The sequence below is a fragment of the Bradyrhizobium sp. USDA 4461 genome (genome assembly GCF_054055655.1).
The window spans coordinates 6,467,691-6,487,119 of the sequence record NZ_JBSRXM010000001.1 but is presented as its reverse complement, the minus strand read 5'-3'; the positions used below and the strand labels follow the sequence as shown (position 1 = coordinate 6,487,119).

20 protein-coding genes and 1 tRNA gene are annotated in these 19,429 nt (G+C 65.5%); 11 read left to right on the top strand and 10 right to left on the bottom strand.

The annotated features are described in order from the left end of the window. Positions 1 to 69: 69 nt before the first annotated feature. A complete protein-coding gene (gene pbpC, locus ACVINW_RS30510) occupies positions 70 to 2,184 on the bottom strand; it encodes a penicillin-binding protein 1C (RefSeq protein ID WP_456754693.1) in 2,115 nt (704 codons plus the stop codon). Next, positions 2,181 to 7,388 carry an alpha-2-macroglobulin family protein gene (locus ACVINW_RS30505; protein WP_456754692.1) on the bottom strand — a complete coding sequence of 1,736 codons (5,208 nt, stop codon included), beginning with the start codon at positions 7,386 to 7,388 and terminating at the stop codon, positions 2,181 to 2,183. Before ACVINW_RS30505 ends, pbpC begins: the two co-directional genes overlap by 4 nt. A gap of 290 nt (positions 7,389 to 7,678) precedes the next feature. Between ACVINW_RS30505 and ACVINW_RS30500 the strand changes: the two genes are divergently transcribed. From ACVINW_RS30500 to ACVINW_RS30485, 4 genes are all read left to right on the top strand, one after another. Then, positions 7,679 to 7,755, top strand: a tRNA-Arg gene (locus ACVINW_RS30500). A 593-nt stretch (positions 7,756 to 8,348) separates the two neighbouring features. Then, positions 8,349 to 8,819 (top strand): DUF992 domain-containing protein, encoded by a 471-nt coding sequence (locus ACVINW_RS30495; RefSeq protein ID WP_456754691.1) that lies wholly within the window; start codon positions 8,349 to 8,351, stop codon positions 8,817 to 8,819. 628 nt (positions 8,820 to 9,447) lie between these two features. Then, on the top strand, positions 9,448 to 9,861 hold the full coding sequence (locus tag ACVINW_RS30490) for a hypothetical protein (RefSeq protein WP_456754690.1): 414 nt from the start codon (positions 9,448 to 9,450) through the stop codon (positions 9,859 to 9,861). 187 nt (positions 9,862 to 10,048) lie between these two features. Further along, complete coding sequence (locus ACVINW_RS30485) at positions 10,049 to 10,354, top strand: hypothetical protein (RefSeq protein WP_456754689.1); 306 nt, start codon at positions 10,049 to 10,051, stop codon at positions 10,352 to 10,354. 98 nt (positions 10,355 to 10,452) lie between these two features. On the opposite strand, the gene ACVINW_RS30480 is transcribed toward ACVINW_RS30485, so the two are convergent. The 3 genes from ACVINW_RS30480 to ACVINW_RS30470 form a co-directional block, all read right to left on the bottom strand. After that, entirely contained in the window at positions 10,453 to 11,088 is a 636-nt protein-coding gene (locus ACVINW_RS30480; RefSeq protein ID WP_456754688.1) for a 2-dehydro-3-deoxy-6-phosphogalactonate aldolase, read from the bottom strand. A gap of 11 nt (positions 11,089 to 11,099) precedes the next feature. Further along, positions 11,100 to 12,014, bottom strand: coding sequence for a 2-dehydro-3-deoxygalactonokinase (locus tag ACVINW_RS30475; RefSeq protein ID WP_456754687.1), 915 nt, complete (start codon positions 12,012 to 12,014; stop codon positions 11,100 to 11,102). A gap of 170 nt (positions 12,015 to 12,184) precedes the next feature. Then, positions 12,185 to 12,400, bottom strand: a complete 216-nt coding sequence (locus ACVINW_RS30470; protein ID WP_456754686.1) for a hypothetical protein — start codon at positions 12,398 to 12,400, stop codon at positions 12,185 to 12,187. A gap of 208 nt (positions 12,401 to 12,608) precedes the next feature. Here ACVINW_RS30470 and ACVINW_RS30465 point away from each other — a divergent pair, with 208 nt between their 5' ends. Beyond that, positions 12,609 to 12,785, top strand: coding sequence for a hypothetical protein (locus ACVINW_RS30465; protein WP_456754685.1), 177 nt, complete (start codon positions 12,609 to 12,611; stop codon positions 12,783 to 12,785). A 79-nt stretch (positions 12,786 to 12,864) separates the two neighbouring features. Here ACVINW_RS30465 and ACVINW_RS30460 read toward each other — a convergent pair whose 3' ends face one another. Both ACVINW_RS30460 and ACVINW_RS30455 read right to left on the bottom strand, forming a co-directional pair. Further along, positions 12,865 to 13,188, bottom strand: a complete 324-nt coding sequence (locus tag ACVINW_RS30460; protein ID WP_456754684.1) for a hypothetical protein — start codon at positions 13,186 to 13,188, stop codon at positions 12,865 to 12,867. A 143-nt stretch (positions 13,189 to 13,331) separates the two neighbouring features. After that, a complete protein-coding gene (locus ACVINW_RS30455; protein WP_456754683.1) occupies positions 13,332 to 13,544 on the bottom strand; it encodes a hypothetical protein in 213 nt (70 codons plus the stop codon). Between the two features lie 150 nt (positions 13,545 to 13,694). On the opposite strand from ACVINW_RS30455, the gene ACVINW_RS30450 reads away from it, so the two are divergent. Together ACVINW_RS30450 and ACVINW_RS30445 are read left to right on the top strand one after the other, a co-directional pair. Continuing rightward, positions 13,695 to 13,931: a hypothetical protein gene (locus ACVINW_RS30450; protein WP_456754682.1), complete on the top strand. Its 237-nt coding sequence runs from the start codon at positions 13,695 to 13,697 to the stop codon at positions 13,929 to 13,931. Between the two features lie 263 nt (positions 13,932 to 14,194). Further along, positions 14,195 to 14,551, top strand: coding sequence for a DUF6481 family protein (locus ACVINW_RS30445; protein ID WP_456754681.1), 357 nt, complete (start codon positions 14,195 to 14,197; stop codon positions 14,549 to 14,551). Between the two features lie 55 nt (positions 14,552 to 14,606). Here the strand turns inward: ACVINW_RS30445 and ACVINW_RS30440 are convergent, their stop codons facing one another. Continuing rightward, a complete protein-coding gene (locus tag ACVINW_RS30440) occupies positions 14,607 to 14,840 on the bottom strand; it encodes a pentapeptide MXKDX repeat protein (RefSeq protein WP_456754680.1) in 234 nt (77 codons plus the stop codon). Positions 14,841 to 15,157: 317 nt separating this feature from the next. Here ACVINW_RS30440 and dctP point away from each other — a divergent pair, with 317 nt between their 5' ends. From dctP to ACVINW_RS30425, 3 genes are read left to right on the top strand one after another with little or no spacing between them, the layout of a single operon-like run. After that, on the top strand, positions 15,158 to 16,180 hold the full coding sequence (dctP, locus tag ACVINW_RS30435) for a TRAP transporter substrate-binding protein DctP (protein ID WP_456754679.1): 1,023 nt from the start codon (positions 15,158 to 15,160) through the stop codon (positions 16,178 to 16,180). Next, on the top strand, positions 16,180 to 16,731 hold the full coding sequence (locus ACVINW_RS30430; RefSeq protein WP_456756537.1) for a TRAP transporter small permease: 552 nt from the start codon (positions 16,180 to 16,182) through the stop codon (positions 16,729 to 16,731). The genes dctP and ACVINW_RS30430 overlap by 1 nt, the downstream gene beginning before the upstream one ends. Then, positions 16,728 to 18,086: a TRAP transporter large permease gene (locus ACVINW_RS30425; protein WP_456754678.1), complete on the top strand. Its 1,359-nt coding sequence runs from the start codon at positions 16,728 to 16,730 to the stop codon at positions 18,084 to 18,086. The genes ACVINW_RS30430 and ACVINW_RS30425 overlap by 4 nt, the downstream gene beginning before the upstream one ends. 26 nt (positions 18,087 to 18,112) lie before the next feature. Here ACVINW_RS30425 and ACVINW_RS30420 read toward each other — a convergent pair whose 3' ends face one another. After that, positions 18,113 to 18,250: a hypothetical protein gene (locus tag ACVINW_RS30420; RefSeq protein WP_456754677.1), complete on the bottom strand. Its 138-nt coding sequence runs from the start codon at positions 18,248 to 18,250 to the stop codon at positions 18,113 to 18,115. Between ACVINW_RS30420 and ACVINW_RS30415 the strand changes: the two genes are divergently transcribed. Continuing rightward, positions 18,249 to 18,530, top strand: a complete 282-nt coding sequence (locus tag ACVINW_RS30415; RefSeq protein WP_456754676.1) for a hypothetical protein — start codon at positions 18,249 to 18,251, stop codon at positions 18,528 to 18,530. The two genes, ACVINW_RS30420 and ACVINW_RS30415, sit on opposite strands and share 2 nt — an antisense overlap. A gap of 15 nt (positions 18,531 to 18,545) precedes the next feature. Here ACVINW_RS30415 and ACVINW_RS30410 read toward each other — a convergent pair whose 3' ends face one another. Continuing rightward, positions 18,546 to 19,394 (bottom strand): SMP-30/gluconolactonase/LRE family protein, encoded by an 849-nt coding sequence (locus ACVINW_RS30410; protein ID WP_456754675.1) that lies wholly within the window; start codon positions 19,392 to 19,394, stop codon positions 18,546 to 18,548. Positions 19,395 to 19,429 lie beyond the last annotated feature (35 nt).

Genomic DNA, 19,429 nt, shown 5'->3' with positions numbered 1-19,429 from the left:
GATGAAACCGCACCGCAAACAACCGTGCTGTTCCGCTTTCCAACGCTGCCGTTCCGCTTTCCCGCGCCATCATTGCACGCGGATCACAACGGTATCCGCGGCACCCGTCGCGTCGATCACGGTGAGCCGCGCAAAGCCCGGCCCCGGCGGCTCGATCAGGCGCTGGCGGCGGCTGTCGATGTCCCCGGCTGAGACACCGTTCACCAGGACCGTCAGCGGCAACACGCCGCCGGCGACCTTGACCGGCATCGGCGCATTGCGACCGCCCTCGGATTGATCGACGTCGATGCGCGAGCCATTCAGCGGAAATTGGATGTGCGGCGCCTGGTCGTTGCCGCTGCGGACCAGTTCGCCGAGCGGCCGGAACCGGCGCAGCGGCGGCGGCAGCTTTGCATTGGAGGCGACCAGCACGCCACGCGGCGGCTTCGGCAACGCCGCCGGGATCCTGCCGGTGCGCGCAAAGGCATCGAACAGGATCGGCGCCGCCGCGGTGCGGCCGACCAGGCCCGGCACCGGCGCGCCGTCCGGACGGCCGACCCAGACCCCGATCGTGATGCGGCCGTCGAAGCCGACCGACCAGGCATCGCGATAGCCGTAACTGGTGCCGGTCTTGAACGCGATCCGATTGTGCACGCCGTTTTCCGGCGGCGGCGTGCCGAGCAGGACGTTGCCGACCTGCCAGGCCGCGGCCTGGTCCATCAGCCGCATCGTGTCCCGGCCGTCATTCGCCTGCATGATCTCGCGCAGTGGCTTGGTGGCGCCGAGCCGCGCCAAACCCGAATAGAGCTGGACAAGATCCTGCAGCGTGACGCCGACGCCGCCGAGACCCATCGCAAGGCCGGGCGCTTCGTCTTTCGGCAGCACGAGATTGGTGCCGGCCTGCTTCAGCCGCGACGACAGCCGGCTGGCGCCGACCCGGTCGAGCAGCGCGATCGCCGGCACGTTCAGTGACAATTGCAGAGCCTTGCGGATCGGCACCGTGCCCTGGAACGTCATGTCGAAATTCTCCGGCGCGTAAGTGCCGAAGCGGATCGGCCGATCCTCGATCAGGCTGTCGGGATGAACAAAGCCGTCCTCGAAGGCGAGGCCGTAGATGAACGGCTTCAAGGTCGACCCCGGCGAGCGCACCGCGCGCGTCATGTCGACCTGCCCGGCCCGCCGCTCGTCGAAATAGTCTGCCGAGCCGACGCGCGCGAGCACGTCGCCTGATTCATTGTCGACCACGATGATCGCGACCGAGACATCAGGCCCCTGCGCAACGGCGCGGTCGCGCGCCAGCACCTCCAGGTTCCGTTGCAGCGTGGCGTCCAGCGTCAGCTTGATGATGGGGGTATCCTTCATCGTCGCGATCGCCTGATCCGACGAATGCGGCGCCAGCATCGGGATCTGCTTGCGCAGCTTCGGTACCGCCGTTGCCCTGGGTTGCGCGGCGTCGTCCTTCGACACCACGCCATCCTCGACCATGCGGTCGAGCACGCGGTCGCGCGCGGCATGGGCCGCTTCCGGATAGCGATCGAGCCGCCGCCGCTCCGGCGATTGCGGCAGCGCGACCAGCAGCGCGGCCTCGGCAAGCGAGAGCCGCTTCGGCTCCTTGCCGAAATAGGCGATCGAGGCGGCGCGGATGCCCTCGAGATTGCCGCCGAACGGTGCCAGCGCGAGATAGAGATCGAGGATCTGCTCCTTCGAAAGCTGCCGCTCGAGTTCGACCGCGCGCACCATCTGCCGCAGCTTGGCGTAGACCGAGCGCTGGTGCCGCGGCTCGATCAGCCGCGCCAGTTGCATCGTGATCGTCGAGCCGCCCGAGACGATATGGCCACGGGTGAGCAGTTGGAGCGCGGCACGCGACAGTGCCAGCGGATCGACACCGTGATGCTCGTAGAAGCGCTTGTCCTCATAGGCGAACAACAGCTTCAGATAGCCGGGATCGACAGCGGTCTTCGCATCGACCGGCAACCGCCAGCGTCCGTCCGCCATCGCATAGGCGCGCAACAGCTTGCCGTTGTGGTCGACGACCGTGGTCGAGACCTGCTGCGCCAGCGTGAGCGGCAGCGGACCGAGCGAGACGACCCAACCGGCGAAGGCTCCGGCGCCGACAAGCGTCGCGACCGCGCAGATCGCGAGGACGGTTCTGATCCGTCGCCAGCGTGATCTGCGCACTTGTGCTGTCGTCAACGTTGCGCTCATTTCGCCGGCTTCACCTCAACCGAACCGGTGCCGCTGCGGCCGTAGCGCGAGGGGTTGTACATGTCCTCGACACAGGCCTGCGGCAGCACGTATTTGCCCGGCGACACCGCGCGCACGACATAGGCGACCGTGAACACCGACTTGTCGTTGGCGCCGCGATCGATCGCCGCGGTGAAGCGGTCATCGCGGAACTCGGTGTTCTTCGGCTCGACACCATCCTCGATCCATTCCAGCGTGCCGGAATCGCCCGATGACACCAGGTTCGGGTTGTCGATCTCGAGCCCGGCCGGCAGATAGTCGGCCACCATGATGTGCCCAAACTCGGGTTTTGCTTCCGTCACCTTCAGGACAACCGCGAAGCGGTCGTTCTGTTTCGCCTTGCTGACGTCGGCCGGCTTGCCGTCGAGGGTGAAGTAATTTCGTTCGATCTTGAAGCCGTTGGACGCGGCAGGCTCCGGCGTCACCGGCGAGCCCGACACCGAGATCACCGCCTGCACCGGCGCATCGCCGGTGTTGGTGATCTTGAGCGGCTGGCCCGTCATCTCCTCGGCCTTATAGCTGCGATAGACCGCGGTCTTGACCGCCTGCCCGTTGATGTCGAGCGCCAGCGTCTCCTTGGCGAGCGCGCGTGCCGCGAGCACCATCCACGCATTCTCCTGCGTCGAGGTGTAGGGCGACAATCCCCGCGCCGCTTCCACCCGCAGCACGGCCTGCGTCAGCGTGGTGCGCGGGGCATTGCCTTCGCCCGCAAGCGAGACCAGCGCCGCCGCATCGCGCAGCGCCGAGCCGTAATCGACCCGACCGAACTCGATCACTGGCTTCGGATTCAGCGCGTCGAGCGCCGCACCATAGACCCGCTCGGCCCTCGCCTTGTCGCCGACCAGCGCCAGCGCCGCGGCAAGCTGCGCCTTGGAGATCGGCGTCGCCAGATTGTTCAGCTTGGTGTCGGCGAGATAGCGCAGGTCACCGATCGGCGCGGCGCCGTTGCGCGCGAGCACGTAGAGGCCGTAGGCCAGATCGCGGCCGCCATCCTTCTCCGGCTCGTTGGCATTGACCACCGAGTTCCTGACGCGATCGAGCGCGTTCTTGAACAGCACGTCCGGCACCGCAAAGCCCTTTTCGCGGGCCCGGGTCAGGAAATCGGTAACATAGGCGTCGAGCCAGGCGTCGTCGCCGCCCGCCGACCACAGGCCGAACGAACCGTTGGAGCCTTGCCGCGCCAGCAGCCGCTCGATCGCGTCGCGGATGCGCTGGTCGACTGCGGTGTCCATCGCAAGATGAGCACCGGCGGCGAGATCGTTGACATAGAGCAGCGGCAGCGCGCGGCTGGTGATCTGCTCGGAGCAGCCATAGGGGTAGCGGTCGAGCGCCTTCAGGATGCTCGCGGCATCGAGCGCGGTCGACAGGCTCGCCGAGACCGAGACGCTGCCGGTGCCCGGCACCAGATCGGAGAACATGTCCGAGGTCAGCGTCAGGCTCTCGCCCTTCGCCAGCGTGCGGATCGAGCGCCGCGCCAAGACTTGCGTCGCCGGCTTGACGTCGAGCGCATAGTGCCGCGCCAGCGTCAGCCCGTTCGGGCCTGAAATGCTGACATCGAAATCGGCGCGTCCGGCGCCGCCGGCCTCGAGGCCGAGCGCCAGCGACGAGCGCTGCTTGGCGGCGAGCTTCACCGTCATGCTCGAATTGCCCGAGGCCTTGATCGGGCCGGTCGCCTTGACGCTGATGGCGTAGTCGCCGGCGGCGCCTTCAACATTGTCGATATCCATGCTGATGGTGCCCTTGTCACCGGTCAGCAGAAAACGCGGCAAGGTCGCGGTCACCACCACGGGATCGCGCACGATCACGTCGGTCGTGGCGCGGCCGAGTTTGGTTGCGCTCCAGGCCACCGCCATCACCCGCGCGGTGCCGGCGAATTCCGGGATGTCGAAGCTCACTTCCGCGGTGCCGTCAGGGCCGACCGTGACGATGCCAGAATACAGCGCCAGCGGCTTCTGCGTCGGCGGCGAGCCCTGCAACTCGGCACCGGCGGCGTCACCGCCGCTGCGGATCTGGCCGCGCGTGCCCTGCATGCCGTCGATCAATTGCCCATAGAGGTCGCGGATCTCGGCGGTCAGCCGGCGCTGGCCGAGATAGTAATCGTCCGGCGCCGGCGGCTTGTAGTTGGTCAGATTGAGGATGCCGACGTCGACTGCGGCCAGCACCACCTTGGCGTCCTCGCCGGGATTGAGCCCGCCGAGCTTGACCGGGATCTTCAGCGTCGAGCCGGGCCGCACCAAGGCGGGCGGCGACAGCTCGACGGCCAGCGTGCGGGCCTTCTTGTCGATGCCGAACCATTTCAGTCCGATCGCGCGGCCGGGCATGCGCCCGGCGGCGGCATCGAGCGGACGGCGCAGCGTCGTCATCACATAGGCGCCGGTGCCCCAATCCTTTCCGACCGGCAGCTTGACCTGCTGGGTGCCCTCCTTGACGTCGACGCTTTGCGTCGTCAGCAGGCGGTCGCCGAGCACATAGACCGTGAGCTTGCCTGACGTGCGCGCATTGACCGACACCGTCATGGTGTCGCCCGAGGCATATTCCGGCTTGTCGATCGAGGTTTCCAACAGGTCGGGCGTGTCGGCGCTGCCGTCGGAATACCAGCCGACATCGAACTGCACCGAGGTCACGGGACCGTCGGCGTCGGTGGATTTGACATCGAGCCGGTAGCGGCCCGGCTGCGGCTGGAAGGTCAAGCGCATCGGCTTGTCGGCCGCGAGATTGACGTCGCCGTCGGCGACCCTGCGGGTCGACTTGACCGGTTCATAGTTCCACGACGAATTCTGCCGGTACCACTGGTAACGCGACTCGAGCTTCAACAGCTCGTAGCGCAGCCCGTCGCGCTGCAATTGCTTGCCGTCGGGTGCAACGAACACGACGTCGAATTCGGCCTTCTCGCCCTCGGCCACGCTCTTGTCGCCGAACAACGGCTTGACGCCGATCAGCGACGCGCCAGGGGCCACCGGCAGCACGATCTTGCGCTCGACCGAGCGGCCGCCGGTCTCCGCCATGCGGATGAATATCTGGGCTTCTTGCGGCCGGGTCGAGGCCGGGACCTTGTCGAGCTTGACCGGGAAGGTCGCCGCGCCATTGGCATCGGCCTCCGGCAGGTCCTCGATCGGGGTCCGCTCGTTGCTTGCGGTCTGCTCGTCGTCGACACCGAACTGGTAGCCCGGATAACCGGGCCGGCCATTCGCCGCCGGTGCGACCAGCATGTCACCCTCAAGCTGCAGGCCCGAGGCCGGCGCGCCGTAGAGGAAGTGGCCGGAGACCTCAAGTTCCACTGGAACTTCAGCTTTGATCATCTTCTCCTTGCTGGTCAGGTCGAATTCGACCCGCTCCGGGATGTAATCCTCGACCATGAAGGTGGTCTCGCCGACCGCGGAGCCCTTCGGGTCGGTAAAGACCCGCGCCCGCCAGGTGCCGGTCGGCACCGCGGAATTGAGCGCCAGCGCCAACATGCGGCCGCCGGCGCCCTGGTCGGGCAGCACCGCACGGCGGAATTCGACGCCGTCGGGCCGCTCGATCACCATGGTCAGCGGCGTTCCGGTCAGGGCGTTGCCCTGCCCGTCGCGCAGCAGCGCGGTCAGATAGACGGTCTCGTTGGACCGGTAGACGCCGCGCTCGGCGTAGACGAAGGCGTCGGCACCGGCCGGGATCGCCCGGCCGGCAACGCCGCGATCGGTGAGATCGAAGGCATTGGTCTTCAGGCTCAGGAAGGCGTAGTCGGACTTTTCGCCCATCACCGTGAGCAATGCCGGCGACAGCCCGCCCTCGCCGCGCGCCAGCCCCTGCTCGAACAGCACATGACCGGCCGCATCGGTCTTGCGGGTGGCCAGGATCTCGTTGTTGCGGGCGACCAGCTTCACCTCGGCATTGGCGACCGGCTCGGTCGAAGCCAGCGAGTTGACGAAGACGTGGATACCGTCATTGCCGGAGAACGCCGACAGGCCCATGTCGGAGACGATGAACCATTGCGTCGCCAAGGTGCCGTCGTCCTCGCTGCCCGGCCCCTTGGCCGCGGCGGTCATGACGTAGACGCCGGGCTGCAGGTCGCCGAGCGCCTGATCGACCGGAAACGCGGTGACGACATCCTGGTTCAGCGTCGTGGCGGTCGCGAGCTCGCCGGACCACACCTTGACACCGCGCTGGTCGCCGAGGTCGGAGAGCTGGTAGCGGCTCAGCGTGCTCTGGAAGTCGCTATCGATCACCGTGTTGATCAAATTGCGGTCGCCGATCCTGAACACGTCGACGGTGACCGCCGGCGTGTTGACGCTGACCACCGGGATACCGCGCTGTCCGGTCCGCGGCAGCACATAGGCGCGCCCGGTGAACCGCACGAACGGCTTGCGGTCGCGGACATAGATGTTGAACTCGGCCGATTTCGGCAGCGTCTCCTTGACGGTCGACGGCAGGCCGGCGCGCAGGTTGATGTTGTAGCGCTCGCCATGCTTCAGCCCGTCGACGCAGAGCTGCTGGCCTTCCGCCGACAGAGCCGACTTGTCGGTGCCGGCGAGCGCGAGGAACGGCGCGAAGTCGACGCGCTTGGCCAGTTCTTCGGAGAACTGGAAGCAGGCCCGCGGCGAGGCCGCGTCGGAATCGACGGTATAATCGAGCAGCCGGAAGCCGTGTTCGTCGCGCATCTTCTCATACTGGCCGCGGACGTCGGCCACCTCGCGCAGGTCGAGCGACAGCCGCAAGCTATCGAGCGCCGGGCGCCACAGCTTGCGCTCGGCGAGTGCCTTGCCGAGCACCGCAAGCGCGTCGGCCTCCTCACCGGCATTGCCGGCACGCTGATAGGCGATGTAGGCGGCGGTGGAGGCGCGCTCCATCAGGAAGGTCTGCTCGCTGGAGCTCGCGGTGCGGATCTGGAACACGGTCTTGGCGAGCCGCAGCCAGTTGGCGCCGTCCTCCGGCGCGGTCGCGGCGATCTGGCCAAGGATCGTGAGCCCGCCACGGAAGTCATTGCGCTTGAAGGCGGCGTCCGCGTCGGTGCGCAAGGTCGCGGCCGACTTGTTGACCGCGCCCGCCTCGCTCTTGATCTGGGCTTCCAGCTTGATCGCGGAATCGGCGAGATCGTCGCGCCTGAAGGCTTTGTCCGCGGCCTGGGCACTCACCATGGCGAGCGCCAGCGTGGCGCAAATTGCGGCGGCACGAACCAATCCGGTCATGATGGAGCTCCTGAACGCCTCGCGGTCGAGCGCCGCGTTGGGGACAAAAATGCGCGAAATGGTGACGGAGTGAAGGCACGGACATGAACGGACGAAAACGTCGCAGCTCGCATTGCCGACATTCCTTCGACCAGCCCCGGCGGCCGCGTCAATGGCGGCTCGGCGGACTGGACAGGCCAATGCAGGGCGAGGACCCCTGCTCGCCTTTGTCGCGCGACCACAAAAATCGGTTCGGCAGGGCTTGGCGGAAAAGCGGATTTTTCATAATGGCGGTGCTACAAGGCCGGCACGGTCCCGTAGCTCAACTGGATAGAGTAGCGGATTTCTACTCCGCGGGTTGCAGGTTCGAATCCTGCCGGGATCGCCAGCCACGCCACTCCGCCTCGACGAAACCATTTTCCGCAAGCCGCGAAGCCGGCCGGAAACAAACCCGGCCTAGCGTCCCATCATTGGACCAAAGGGGATTCGGTCATGTGGGATTTCATCAACGAATTGTATCGGGATTTTTGCCTGGCTCGCGTGCAGGAGATGCGGAAGCTCGAGCATCGCAGCTGACCGGTCGGAGCTTGAACAAACCATCGCCCCTGGCCGGCGCGCTACTGACCGCGATGGCAATTGCGGCGGTCATTTGGGCCACAACCGGAGCGCCGCCGGGGCAAAAGAAGGTCAGCGGCCAACACCAGACGATCGCCAATCGCTGATCCCCGTAGGACTCCGGTGCTTTCGAACCTTGGGGGCGGTCTTGCAGACACACCAATACTGGGATTGCGGGCCCAGATTGGAACAGGGCGCCGCCGGGACAATACATTTCGAGCCCGGCGGCGTACTTTCGCGAGGCGAGCCCATCCGTTGCGAATGCGAGCTGCGCCACTCCGCGTTCCGGATCCGCATTCTAAGGCTCTCTTAACCACCAGCGAAGGCCGTCTCGACTGGTGTGGACCGATTGCGCATCGATCCGCGTTGTCCGGCACCATGCCCACAACGAGCCGCAGGATCGCGCTTGTCATATGCGGCGCGGCAATCCTCGCCCCGCCCATCACGACGGCAGATGCACAACAGGTGCAAGCCGGAACGCTCGATTGCCGCGGCGGCCCCGACACCGGCTTCATTCTGGGCCCCGTGACCACGCTCGATTGCGTCCTGCACGCCGATAGTGCGCCGGACAGTCGCTACGTCGCAGCCATCAGGAACCTCGGCGTTTTCATCGGCGACCAGGACGTTGCGTTGACCTGGAAGGTGATGGCGGCGGTGCCGTGGCTCGGCGGCGACGACCTCACCGGTGGTTACACCCATCCCGGGGGCGCCGATACCAATGTTCTGACCGGTGGCTCGACTGCATCGATCACGTTACATCCATTGAATGAGCAGAACGCCGGCTCAACTCCAACAGTGAAAATCGACAACCTGGAGCTACGGCCGGTGGATCGCTGACAACAGCCAAAATGCACAACGCCGCCCGCTTGAAATATATGCGGACGGCGTCGGCCCTAGCCCCAGGAAGGTCATGCAAAATCCTGACGACCTCAAGTGTGCACAGTTTGTGCCAAGGCGCATGTCCCAAATTGGCTATCACCGGACCGCCGATCGACCCGGATCGGGATCTGGCTTGTCGCGAAACACGGCGGCTCGCAAATCGATGCCGGCGAACAGCAATCGAAGACACCAGACAACTCGAGCGTCGATCGCAGGCGCGACATGCCGCGCGCAAAGGGCACAACGCCGCCCGCTTGAAATCCCTGCGGACGGCGTTGGCATTGGCCCAGGTGGTGCAACATCCTGATGGTGCAAAACCTGCACGTCCTCGGCCACCGATCATGGCCCATATGGGCTATTTTGCTGGTGAGAAACGAAGGTAGGTTAAGCGCTGAGGCGTCGGTTGACGGTGCCTCACGACCAAAGTGTCAACTTGGCCTCAGCGTGGCCCACGCGCTGAGGCCTTTCTTTTTGTGCTCACGGTGTTTGTGTCCACGCTCCGCCCTGAAATCGCGCCCGTTCTTTCTCATTCAGCGCACGATTCCATTCCGTAGTTCTCCGTGCGTGAACAAAGTTCCGGCACCGTTTGAGCAGCCAACACGCCCTTTTCGTCGGCGATAGGCTTCGCGATTTGTTAATGCGGAATTGCTTCCTCAAGGAGATTGCGAGCGCGCTCATTGTTCATCGATATTTCGGAACCGATATGGAAGACTCCGTCCAGATCCGCTGCACACGTTGCAAGAATGTCTTTCGCGACCGGGCCAAGCGGTTGCAGAACGGCTATTCGCGCCAGTGCCCGAGTTGCGAGATCGTCCTGTTCTTCGACGAGGACTCGCACGATGCCAACATCAAGCGCGCGATGCGAACGGCGCGGCGCGCACGCAAGGACATGCGCGAGAACGAGGGTGTGAGCGCAAGAAAGACCGCCGCCGTTCCCCGCCACTATGGCGGCCGCTCGGCTTCTGACGCACGGAGCAGCGAAGACGCGGACGGCGATTGAGTTTGGCTTTGCCGGTCGCTCGCCTGACTGGTCAGTCCGTGTGCGCCTGATGGCAGGCCGCACGCTCCGATCGATCCGGTGCTGAGCCGGGCCACCATTCGGCGAACCGGATAGTGTCGGGCCGGCACAAGAATTTCGTCAGGAATGACCGTGTAAGGAAGACGATCCATCGCCCGGAGAGGACGTCATGCGGAACCTGAACACTGTCCTGACCAAGCTGAACGACCGCCTGCTGCGGCTGGAGGGCGAATTGTTCGTGCTGCGGTCGATTGCGCGTGCCGCCCTCACTTCCGGCGACGACGCCGCCGTCCGGACCCGCAAACTGCTCGAAGGCGCCAGGCTCGCGCTCTCGGACGAAGCCGAACGGCCGCTCGATGCGGCGACGGGAAAATACGTCGCCGCCGCGATCGCAATGGTCGAGGAGTTGCTCGAAGACCCGCGCAAGGCGGCGCCGCTGTTCCGGGTCATCGACGGAGGCAAGCGGGACGATTAAAGCGCGTTGGGGATTGGGGTTGAATCGTCGCGCGCTTTGGCTCCTCGTTTGAGCATGATCTTTCCGGAAAACCGCTTCGCACTTTTCCGGATCATGCTTTAGCCGGCGCCCTGCACGGCCCTGTCATAGGCCTCGATCGTCAACTTGGCCCGGACAGCGATATCCGCGGCGGTCATGCCCGGCTTGTAGAGGCTGCTGCCGAGACCGAAGGCACGGATCCCCGCCTTGACATACTCGGCAAAATTCTGGTCGGAGACGCCGCCGACGGCGGCGATCATCAGATCCGGCGGCAGTACGGCGCGGATCGCCGTGATGCCGGAGGCGCCGAGCACGCTCGCCGGAAAGAATTTCAGGCCCGAGGCGCCCGCGCGTGCCGCCAGCAGCGCCTCCGTCGGCGAGAACACGCCGGGCAGCGTGACCATCGCGTGATCCCGCGCGCGAGCCAGCACGTCGACATCGACATTCGGCGACACCATCAGGCGGCCGCCGGCGTCATGGAGACGATCGACGTCTGCCGCCGTCAGCACCGTGCCGGCGCCGATCAGCACATCGGCGGGCGCGCGTTTCGCTGCGATCTCGATCGAACGGAACGGCTCCGGCGAGTTCAGCGGAATCTCGATCGCCGTCATGCCCGCCTCGATCAGCGTCCTGACGATATCAGGCGTTTCTTCGGGCTTGATGCCGCGCAGGATCGCGACCAACGGACGCTGCATCGGCGGAAACGGAATGCTCATGCGTGGATCCTTCACTTGTTCCAGATCGCCGTCGCGGCGTTGCTGAGGCCGCGGCGAACCGCCTCGTCCGCATCCATGACCGTGAGCGGAATCGAAAGCGCCTCGATCGCCATCTGATAGAGCCGCTGCAGCCGGCCCGACGCAATCAGCCTCACCGGTGTGGCTGGTTCGCGCTCCGCGAGTCCCGCCGCCAGTTCGACGCCGATCAACGTGCCCGAGATCGCCTCACGCGCGGCCTGCGCGCTGCCGCCGAACAGCAGCTGCCGCGCGCGCACCCGGAACAGCAGATTGGCCGCGCGCGCCGGTGCGGCGAACGCCTCGGCGACGGCCGCGCGGAACGCATCGCCGTCGACCGCCTGCTCCGCGCCGGCCACGGCGTGCGCCAGGATGGTGTCGCGCGCCACCGCGCCGAACAGCTCGCCGGTCATGAAGGTCGCAAAGCGTTCGACCGTGCCGCCGCGCATCCGCACCCATTTGGAATGCGTTCCCGGCAGACAGACATCGGCCGCGTCTGCCGCATCGAGGCCGAGCGCGCCGAGCAACTGGGTTTCCTCGCCGCGCATCACGTCGGGCGCCGCGGCATCGCGCTGCGCGATCCCGGGCAGGATCCGGATCTCGCGCGCCTGCCCGCTGACCGCGACGGCGCCTGTGAGGATGTCGGAGAGATGCGCGGGCGTATCGACATAGCCGGCCTCGACCCAGCCCTGCCGCGCGCCGGCCATGCCGCAGATCACCACCGGCAGTTCAGCCGCAACTCCGAGCGCATCGAGATGCGATTGCAGCACGCCCGCAAAGCCGGTCCTGGCGGCCGCCGTCATGCCCTCATCGCTGCGGCGCTCGCCGAGCACCTGGCCGCCACCGTTCATCAGCCAGAGCCGGAAGCTGCTGGTGCCCCAATCGACCGCGACATAGGAAGGATCGCTCATCGCGTTCGGTTCCACGCTCTCAGTTGCCGGCGCGCTGACTGCGCCGCTGCCCAGAGGCGATAACGGCGTTCATCACGCCGCGCAAGGCGCACCTAATTCGCGAGGCTACGCGACCACGCGCACGCGTGCGACCACGATGTCCGGTTCGCGTCGGTGGGTGCACGGATCGATTACCGCGCCCCCTTCAGCGTGCAGGAGGTCGTGCAGGTGGTGACGTTGCCGCGGTCACATTTGATGCAGGCATTGACGCACTGATCCATGACCTTGGGATTGTATTGGCTGTAAAGGTTGGCCGCGCAGCTGTTGGTCGATCCCGTGACCTCCGGGTCGGGCCAGCAACCGGACAGTAAAAATGCTGCGGCACTCAAAATGGCGACCTTGCGCATAAGGCCTCCTGCCACGCTCTATCCAATGACTTTGCGAGTAACCTTGATGGGTTAGGTTAAATTCCGGTTTCAATTGCGACCTTTTCCGGAAGCAGTATTGGTTATCCACCGGACATTTCCCCAAGGTCCGGGCCCACACCGGCAAGGCCGTCAGGCGACCCCGCCTGGCGGCATTTGTTGCCCAGCAATGCGCAAGGATACCAACAAGATGGCCCGAAAGCCGCGGTGGTCGTTCAAGGAGGACCGACGACTGATCGAACTGGCTCGCTCCTCCAAGTCGCTGGAAGAGGTCGTGAAGGCCACCGGCCGCTCGCCCGAGCGAATCAAGAAGATGGCGATGCGCCTCGGCCTGTCGATCAAGCCGCGCGGCACCACCAAGAAATAATCTGAAACGCTGCCGCTGCGGCGGCCCGCCGGTGAGAGCGTTCCGGATCGGCGCACACGAACGTGTCAGAAAACAGCATTTAAGGTTCCGGTGGACAATCGTCCTTTGCCCGCACCGGGATCGCCTGGATCTCAGCCGCCGGCTTGATGTCGCCTTCAGCCTTAGCCTCTGGCTCAGCCTTGGCCTCTCCCTCAGCTTTGGCCTCTCGCTCGGTCTCGGCCGTCCGGCTGCAAGTTGTCACCACGAACGCCACCCGGCTGCATTGCCACGCCGGCCCGAGGGCCGCGCTGGACACCGGCTCGGGCGACGCCAACGTCAGGGAGAGATACGCTACCAAAACGGCACCCGCCGCGCCTGCGGCAGCCAGCGCCGCGCCCTTTCCGGACCACAGCTTGGATATCATGGCCTTGGTTCCCGCCGATCTCTGGGAGTCGATTAAGGCAACCCACCCGTCCGCGTGTGATCGGAATCACAACCGGTAGCAAACAGATCAGCCCTGATCTTTGCGGGTGATGTGGGATCGATATTGCACTGCCGCAAGATGGGTCAGCGTGCCGGCTCGATCACGTTACAGTTGGTCCGGCCCGACATCAGGCAGTCCTGCATCTTGCTGGCCGCCGTCAGGTCATGCGCGAGCCACAGTCCCACCGCGAGCATCACCGCGGCCACCAGCAGTCCGATCAGCGCGCCCCGGCGGCTGCCTCCATCTTCGGGTTCGCTCATCCTTGTTTCGGTTCCCGGTTGCAACGCGCGCATCATGACGATTTGCACGCTTGGGTGCGATCAATTCTGCAACACTTGTACAGCGAAATGCGTGCCCGCAGCTGCGAGCACTGCAATTCCGTTGCAGGCGGTCACGACTCGCGAAACACTGATAGCAGCAATGGAGCGCGTGTACGGGGCGTGCCAGTGAGCGAACAGCAAGCAACCACCCAAGCAACGACCTACGACTATCGGCGTTACAGGCAGCTGCTCTCGGAAGCAATCGACGAGACCAGCCGGCTGCAGCTGATCAGCCTCCTGATCTCCGAAAAGGCCCGCGACAGATTGGAATCCCAGCGTGCCTCGGACCGCAGCGCGATGACCGCCGAGACCGTCGCCAAGGTGCTCGGCAACGGGCGGCGCGAGCAGCTTCAGCGCGGCTAGAGCATGATCCGGAAAAGTGGAAACCGGTTTTCCGAAAAGATCATGCTCAAACAAAGAGATGAGCGGCAGATTCGGTGACCAACCACTCACCAGGCCGGCAGCCTGGCGAGGCAGTCACCAGCAGTCCACCATTTGCTATCAGCTCATATCACCCCTGCTCCACAACCTTCCCTTCGCCACTGGCAATTTCGCCGCCGTTCACTTATTGAAGCGCCGAACCAAACCCCATCCATCACCCGAACAGAAAGCAGCAGGCTTCCTCTATGAGTGGCTTCAAGGAACCGGGTTTTGCCGACCGCCAAAAGGCGGCCCTGCAGGCACGGCAAAACCTCCTCAACAAGTTTCGCGCCCAGCCGGGCGCTGACGATCCGACGGTGAAGGCACGTGCCGAGGAGCGCGCGGCGATCGCCGAACGCCGCGCCAAGGCCAAGGAAGCCCGTGAGGCCGAGAAGGCCGAGCAGAAGCGCCGCGAGGAAGAAGCCGCTGCGGCCGAGGCCGCCCGCATCGCGCGCGAGAAGGAAGAAGAAGCCGCTCGAGAGGAGGCCCTGCTCGCCGAGCAGAAGGCCAAGCGTGACGCGCGCTACGCCGCGCGCAAGGAGCGCGGCAAGAAGAAGCGCTAAGCAGGACCAGGCCCGCCACGATGGCGGGCCTGCGCACGATGAGGGGTGGCGGCGATCAGTTCTTCTTCATCCCGTCGTCCTTCTTCATCATCGCACCGCCATCCTTCTTCATGGCGTCGTCCTTCTTCATCATGCCACCGTCCTTCTTCATGGCATCCTTGGACATCGTGTCTTCCTTCTTCATCGCGTCGTCCTTGCCCATCTTGTCCTGAGCGAAGGCGGCGGGCGCCAGCGCGAGGCTGAACGAGAGCAGCGCGGCGGAAAGGCCAAGGCGGGTGTTGGTGGTCATGATGATGATCCCTTGTGTGGTCGAATGTGAGCGCGACGACTTGCCGCTATCTGCTCGACGCGCTTGCAAGGCCGGTTGTTACCTCCAATAACAAATTCTTGAAGCTGCACGGCGCGTGCTCGCCTGGGTTGAATAGAGCCACAGCACCGGCGCGGCAGTGTGCGCCGCAACAACGGCAAGACTTGCTGCCGCCTATCGGCTCGCACTATCAGGGCGCCTCGAACTATCAGACTAGAGAATATTCAGGCGAAGACCGGCTAAGCTAAGGCTCCGCGCCGGCCTAACAGCCACTCAAGAAGCTCTTCAGGGGAACAACCATGCTCACACGCCGCCACGTCCTCGCGTCCGCCCTCGCCGCCCCAGCCGTGCTGCGGATGGGCGTCGGGACCGCGCATGCCGCGACCACGCTGAAGATCTCGCACCAGTTTCCCGGCGGCACCATCGACAAGGGCGACTTCCGCGACCGGCTGTGCCGGATGTTCGCTGCCGAAATCGCCAAGCGCTCGGGCGGCGACCTGACCGCCGAGATCTATCCGAACTCGTCGCTGATCAAGACCAACGCGCAGTTCTCCGCGATGCGCAAGGGCGCGCTCGATCTCAGCCTGTATCCGATGCCCTATGCCGGCGGCGAATTGCCGGAGACCAATATCGGCCTGATGCCCGGCCTCGTCACCACCTACGACCAGGGCCTGCGCTGGAAGCAGGAGCCGGTCGGCAAGGCCCTGACCGATTTCCTCGCCGACAAGGGCATTCTCCTGATCTCCTGGGTCTGGCAGGCCGGCGGCGTCGCCAGCCGCTCCAAGGCGATCGTGGCGCCGGAAGACGCCAAGGGCCTGAAGGTGCGCGGCGGCTCGCGCGAGATGGACATGGTGCTGCAGACCGCCGGCGCCGCGGTGCTGTCGGTGCCGTCGAACGAGATCTACGCCGCGATGCAGACCGGCGCCTGCGATGCCGGCATCACCTCCTCCACCAGCCTGATCTCGTTCCGCCTCGAGGAGGTCGCGAAGTCGCTGACCTCGGGCGCCGGCGCCTCGTACTGGTTCATGCTGGAGCCGCTGATGATGTCGAAGGCGATCTTCGACAAGCTGCCGAAGAACCAGCAGGACATCATCCTCGCGGTCGGCACCGAGCTCGAGGCGTTCGGCCGCAAGGGCGCGCAGGACGACGATGCCGAAGTCGCCAAGGTCTACGAGAAGGCCGGCGCCAAGGTCAGTGCGCTCGATGCCGCCGTGGTCGGCAAGTGGCGCGACATCGCGCGCGACACCGCCTGGAAGGACTATGGTGCCAAGACGGCGACGGCCGCCAACCTGCTGAAGCTCGCAAGCGACGTCGCCGCATGATGCATGGTCCGGTCGCGGATCAAGCCGAAACCACTGGCATCGCCACGGGCAATACCGCCGTGGCGATGCTTGGGCGCGCGCTGTCCGTCTGCAACAATGTCATCGTGGTGTTCGCCGCGCTCGCCCTGATCGCGGCCTGCGCGATCCTGAGCTACAGCGTGCTCGGGCGCGCCCTGTTCCACAGCCCGAACTACTGGCAGGACGAGGCCGCCGTGTTCCTTTTGGTCGGCGCTACCTTCATGACCTCGGCCTATGTGCAGAGCCAGCGCGGCCATGTCAGCATCGAGGCGTTCGTCGGCCTGCTCTCGGCGCGCGCCAACGGCATCCGGCTGTGGCTGGTCGATGTCGCGAGCTTCGCGTTCTGCACCTTCTTCGCCTGGAAGTCCTGGACCCTGGCCCACGAGGCCTATGTCGACGGCCAGGTCTCCAACTCGATGTGGTCGCCGCCGCTCGCCATCCCCTACGGGCTGATGGCGCTGGGCATGACGCTGCTTTGCGTGCAACTACTTTTGCAGATCATCCTTCCGCTGACCGGTGGCGCGCGCCGATGACCGTGTTTGGTATTGGCATCTCCTACGGGCTTGCCACCCTGTTTGCGATGTTCTCCGGCATGCCGATCGCATTCGCGCTCGGTGCAGTCGCGGTCGTGTTCATGGCGATCTACATGCCGGCGGCTTCGCTCGATACGGTGACGCAGAACGTCTACGAGGAGATGGCCTCGATCACGCTGCTGTCGATCCCGCTGTTCATCCTGAAGGGCGCGGCGATCGGCAAATCGCGCGCCGGCCAGGACCTCTACTCGGCGCTGCATGCCTGGCTGCATCGGGTGCCCGGCGGCCTCGGCGTCGCCAACGTGTTCGCCTGCGCGCTGTTCGCGGCGATGGCCGGCTCATCGCCCGCGACCTGCTCGGCGATCGGTTCGGCCGGCATTCCGGAGATGCGCAAGCGCGGCTATTCCGGCGGCTTTGCCGCGGGCATCATCGCCGCCGGCGGCACGCTCGGCATCCTGCTGCCGCCCTCGATCACGATGATCCTGTTCGCGGTCGCCGCCGAGAAATCGCTGGGGCGGCTGTTCCTCGCCGGCATCGGCCCGGGGCTGCTGCTGGTGTCGCTGTTCGGCCTCTACGCCGTGTTCCGCTTCCGCAGGGAATATGCGACGGCCAAGGCCGCCTATGCGGAGACCGGCGAGGACGCGGCGATCCTGCAGCGCGACGAGTTCACCATGGCCGAACGCTTCAGCGCGCTGCCGCGCGTGATCCCGTTCGTGCTGCTCCTGACCGGCGTGATGATCGCGCTCTATGGCGGCTACGCCACGCCGTCGGAAACCGCAGGCCTCGGCGGCCTGCTGGCGCTCGGGCTGATCGCCGTGATCTACAGCGTGTGGAAACCCAGCGACCTGTCGCCGATCCTGAAATCGACCATCCGCGAGTCGACCATGCTGATGCTGATCATCGGCATGTCGCTGCTGTATTCCTACGTGATGAGCTATCTGCACATCTCGCAGTCGGCGGCCGAGGCGATCGTCGCGATGCACCTGCCGCGCTGGGAGCTGCTGTTTGCGATCCTGGTGATGGTGATCGTACTCGGCTTCTTCCTGCCGCCGGTCTCGATCATCCTGATGACCGCGCCGATCATCCTGCCGCCGCTGCGCGCGGCCGAGTTCGACATCATCTGGTTCGGCGTCGTCATGACCATCGTGATGGAGATGGGCCTGATCCATCCGCCGGTCGGCCTCAACATCTTCGTCATCCGCAACGTCGCGCCCGACATCCCCTTGAGCGAGGTGATCTGGGGCACGCTGCCGTTCGTGCTGCTGATGATGTTCGCGGTGCTGATGCTGTGCGTCTTCCCGGATATCTCGACCTGGCTGCCGAACCTGGTGATGGGGCCGGACGGCGGGCGCTAACGCGTCGGAAGCGGAGTGGATGGCGGTCAGGCCGCCTCCTGCTCCCGTGCCGCCAGTGCCTGCTCGATGCGACGGACGAGCGACGCCGTCGGACGCCCCTCGCGCTGGAGCCGGCGGAGTTCGTTCCATAGCCTGATGATTGCGCGGTCTCGTTCGGCGTCCATGGCGGCATTCTCCCGGGCAAGCCAATATGAACGAAACAAGAACGAAACTCAAGCCTTCAAGATGCCGGCGCGCGCGCTGGAACCAGAGCGGCGCTGCGCGATTGGTTCCTTCATGAAAATGGCCAAGGCAATTCGCAAGCAGGCGCAGACCGCGGAACGGGTCGCAACGACGACGGCGGACGCCATCGTCGCCAACCAGATGCGCTCGCTCGCGCGCGCCTTCAGGAGCCAGGCCGACATCCTGAAGAAGAAAGGGAAGAAAAAGAAGAAGCAGTCCTAGCTTCCCGACTGTGACTCAGGGATAGCCGTCACCGGGCGTTTCGACCTCGACCACGTCGAACCGCGACACCGATTTGCCCTTCCGCAGCTCCTCGTACGATGTCTCTGCGCTCAGGCAGAACAACGTCCTGCGATCCGCACCGCCGAGCGCACAAGCCAGTGCGCGGCGGCCGGGCACGGAGATGCGTTGCCGCTCCACACCATTGCGATCGATCCGCACAAACGCATCCTCGGTGAACGACGCGACCCAGACCGCGCCGTCACCATCGAGGCAGATGCCGTCGGGATCATTGATGCGACCGAGCCGCCCGCGGAGGCTCAGGCCGCCATCGGCTGCGACGTCGTAATCGGCAAGGCCGGCACCATCCATCTCCGCGACGACGAGCCGGCGATGATCGGCAGAGACGGCAATGCCGTTGGGAAAACGCAAGCCGTCGGCGACGACGCGCGCACTGCCGTCGGGCATCACCAGGATGATCCGGCCGACGGCGCCGCGGCCCTCCGGCGGCGGCAGATTGAAGCCGAGATCGCCGATATAGGCGCGGCCCTGCCCGTCGACGATCATGTCGTCGATCGTGCCGGCCGCGACCTCGGAGAGGTCGGCATAGAGCGACAGTGCTCCGTTGGAGAAACGCAGCAGCCGCTTCCTGAACATCGTCAGCACGACGATGTCGCCGTCAGGCAGCACGCCGAGACCACAGGGCGTGTCGTCGCTCACCGCAGCATGCTCCTGCAAGTTGCCGGACGGACTGACGCTGAGCAGCGTCCGCGCCATGCAGTCGACGAACCAGAGCCGCCCGAGATGCCATCGCGGGCCTTCGAAATAGCGACCACCGTCGAGAATGGTCGTGAGGCGAGCCGTCATGGCGCCTCGGCTCGCACGAAGTGATCTGTCGGTGA

Bases quoted from the DNA above. Each gene is read 5' to 3' on its own strand.
- pbpC (WP_456754693.1), bottom strand. From the start codon at position 2,184: ATGAGCGCAACGTTGACGACAGCACAAGTGCGCAGATCACGCTGGCGA.
- ACVINW_RS30505 (WP_456754692.1), bottom strand. From the start codon at position 7,388: ATGACCGGATTGGTTCGTGCCGCCGCAATTTGCGCCACGCTGGCGCTC.
- ACVINW_RS30485 (WP_456754689.1), top strand. From the start codon at position 10,049: ATGCGGAACCTGAACACTGTCCTGACCAAGCTGAACGACCGCCTGCTG.
- ACVINW_RS30480 (WP_456754688.1), bottom strand. From the start codon at position 11,088: ATGAGCATTCCGTTTCCGCCGATGCAGCGTCCGTTGGTCGCGATCCTG.
- ACVINW_RS30475 (WP_456754687.1), bottom strand. From the start codon at position 12,014: ATGAGCGATCCTTCCTATGTCGCGGTCGATTGGGGCACCAGCAGCTTC.
- ACVINW_RS30470 (WP_456754686.1), bottom strand. From the start codon at position 12,400: ATGCGCAAGGTCGCCATTTTGAGTGCCGCAGCATTTTTACTGTCCGGT.
- ACVINW_RS30465 (WP_456754685.1), top strand. From the start codon at position 12,609: ATGGCCCGAAAGCCGCGGTGGTCGTTCAAGGAGGACCGACGACTGATC.
- ACVINW_RS30460 (WP_456754684.1), bottom strand. From the start codon at position 13,188: ATGATATCCAAGCTGTGGTCCGGAAAGGGCGCGGCGCTGGCTGCCGCA.
- ACVINW_RS30455 (WP_456754683.1), bottom strand. From the start codon at position 13,544: ATGATGCGCGCGTTGCAACCGGGAACCGAAACAAGGATGAGCGAACCC.
- ACVINW_RS30445 (WP_456754681.1), top strand. From the start codon at position 14,195: ATGAGTGGCTTCAAGGAACCGGGTTTTGCCGACCGCCAAAAGGCGGCC.
- ACVINW_RS30440 (WP_456754680.1), bottom strand. From the start codon at position 14,840: ATGACCACCAACACCCGCCTTGGCCTTTCCGCCGCGCTGCTCTCGTTC.
- dctP (WP_456754679.1), top strand. From the start codon at position 15,158: ATGCTCACACGCCGCCACGTCCTCGCGTCCGCCCTCGCCGCCCCAGCC.
- ACVINW_RS30430 (WP_456756537.1), top strand. From the start codon at position 16,180: ATGCATGGTCCGGTCGCGGATCAAGCCGAAACCACTGGCATCGCCACG.
- ACVINW_RS30425 (WP_456754678.1), top strand. From the start codon at position 16,728: ATGACCGTGTTTGGTATTGGCATCTCCTACGGGCTTGCCACCCTGTTT.
- ACVINW_RS30415 (WP_456754676.1), top strand. From the start codon at position 18,249: ATGGCGGCATTCTCCCGGGCAAGCCAATATGAACGAAACAAGAACGAA.
- ACVINW_RS30420 (WP_456754677.1), bottom strand. From the start codon at position 18,250: ATGGACGCCGAACGAGACCGCGCAATCATCAGGCTATGGAACGAACTC.
- ACVINW_RS30410 (WP_456754675.1), bottom strand. From the start codon at position 19,394: ATGACGGCTCGCCTCACGACCATTCTCGACGGTGGTCGCTATTTCGAA.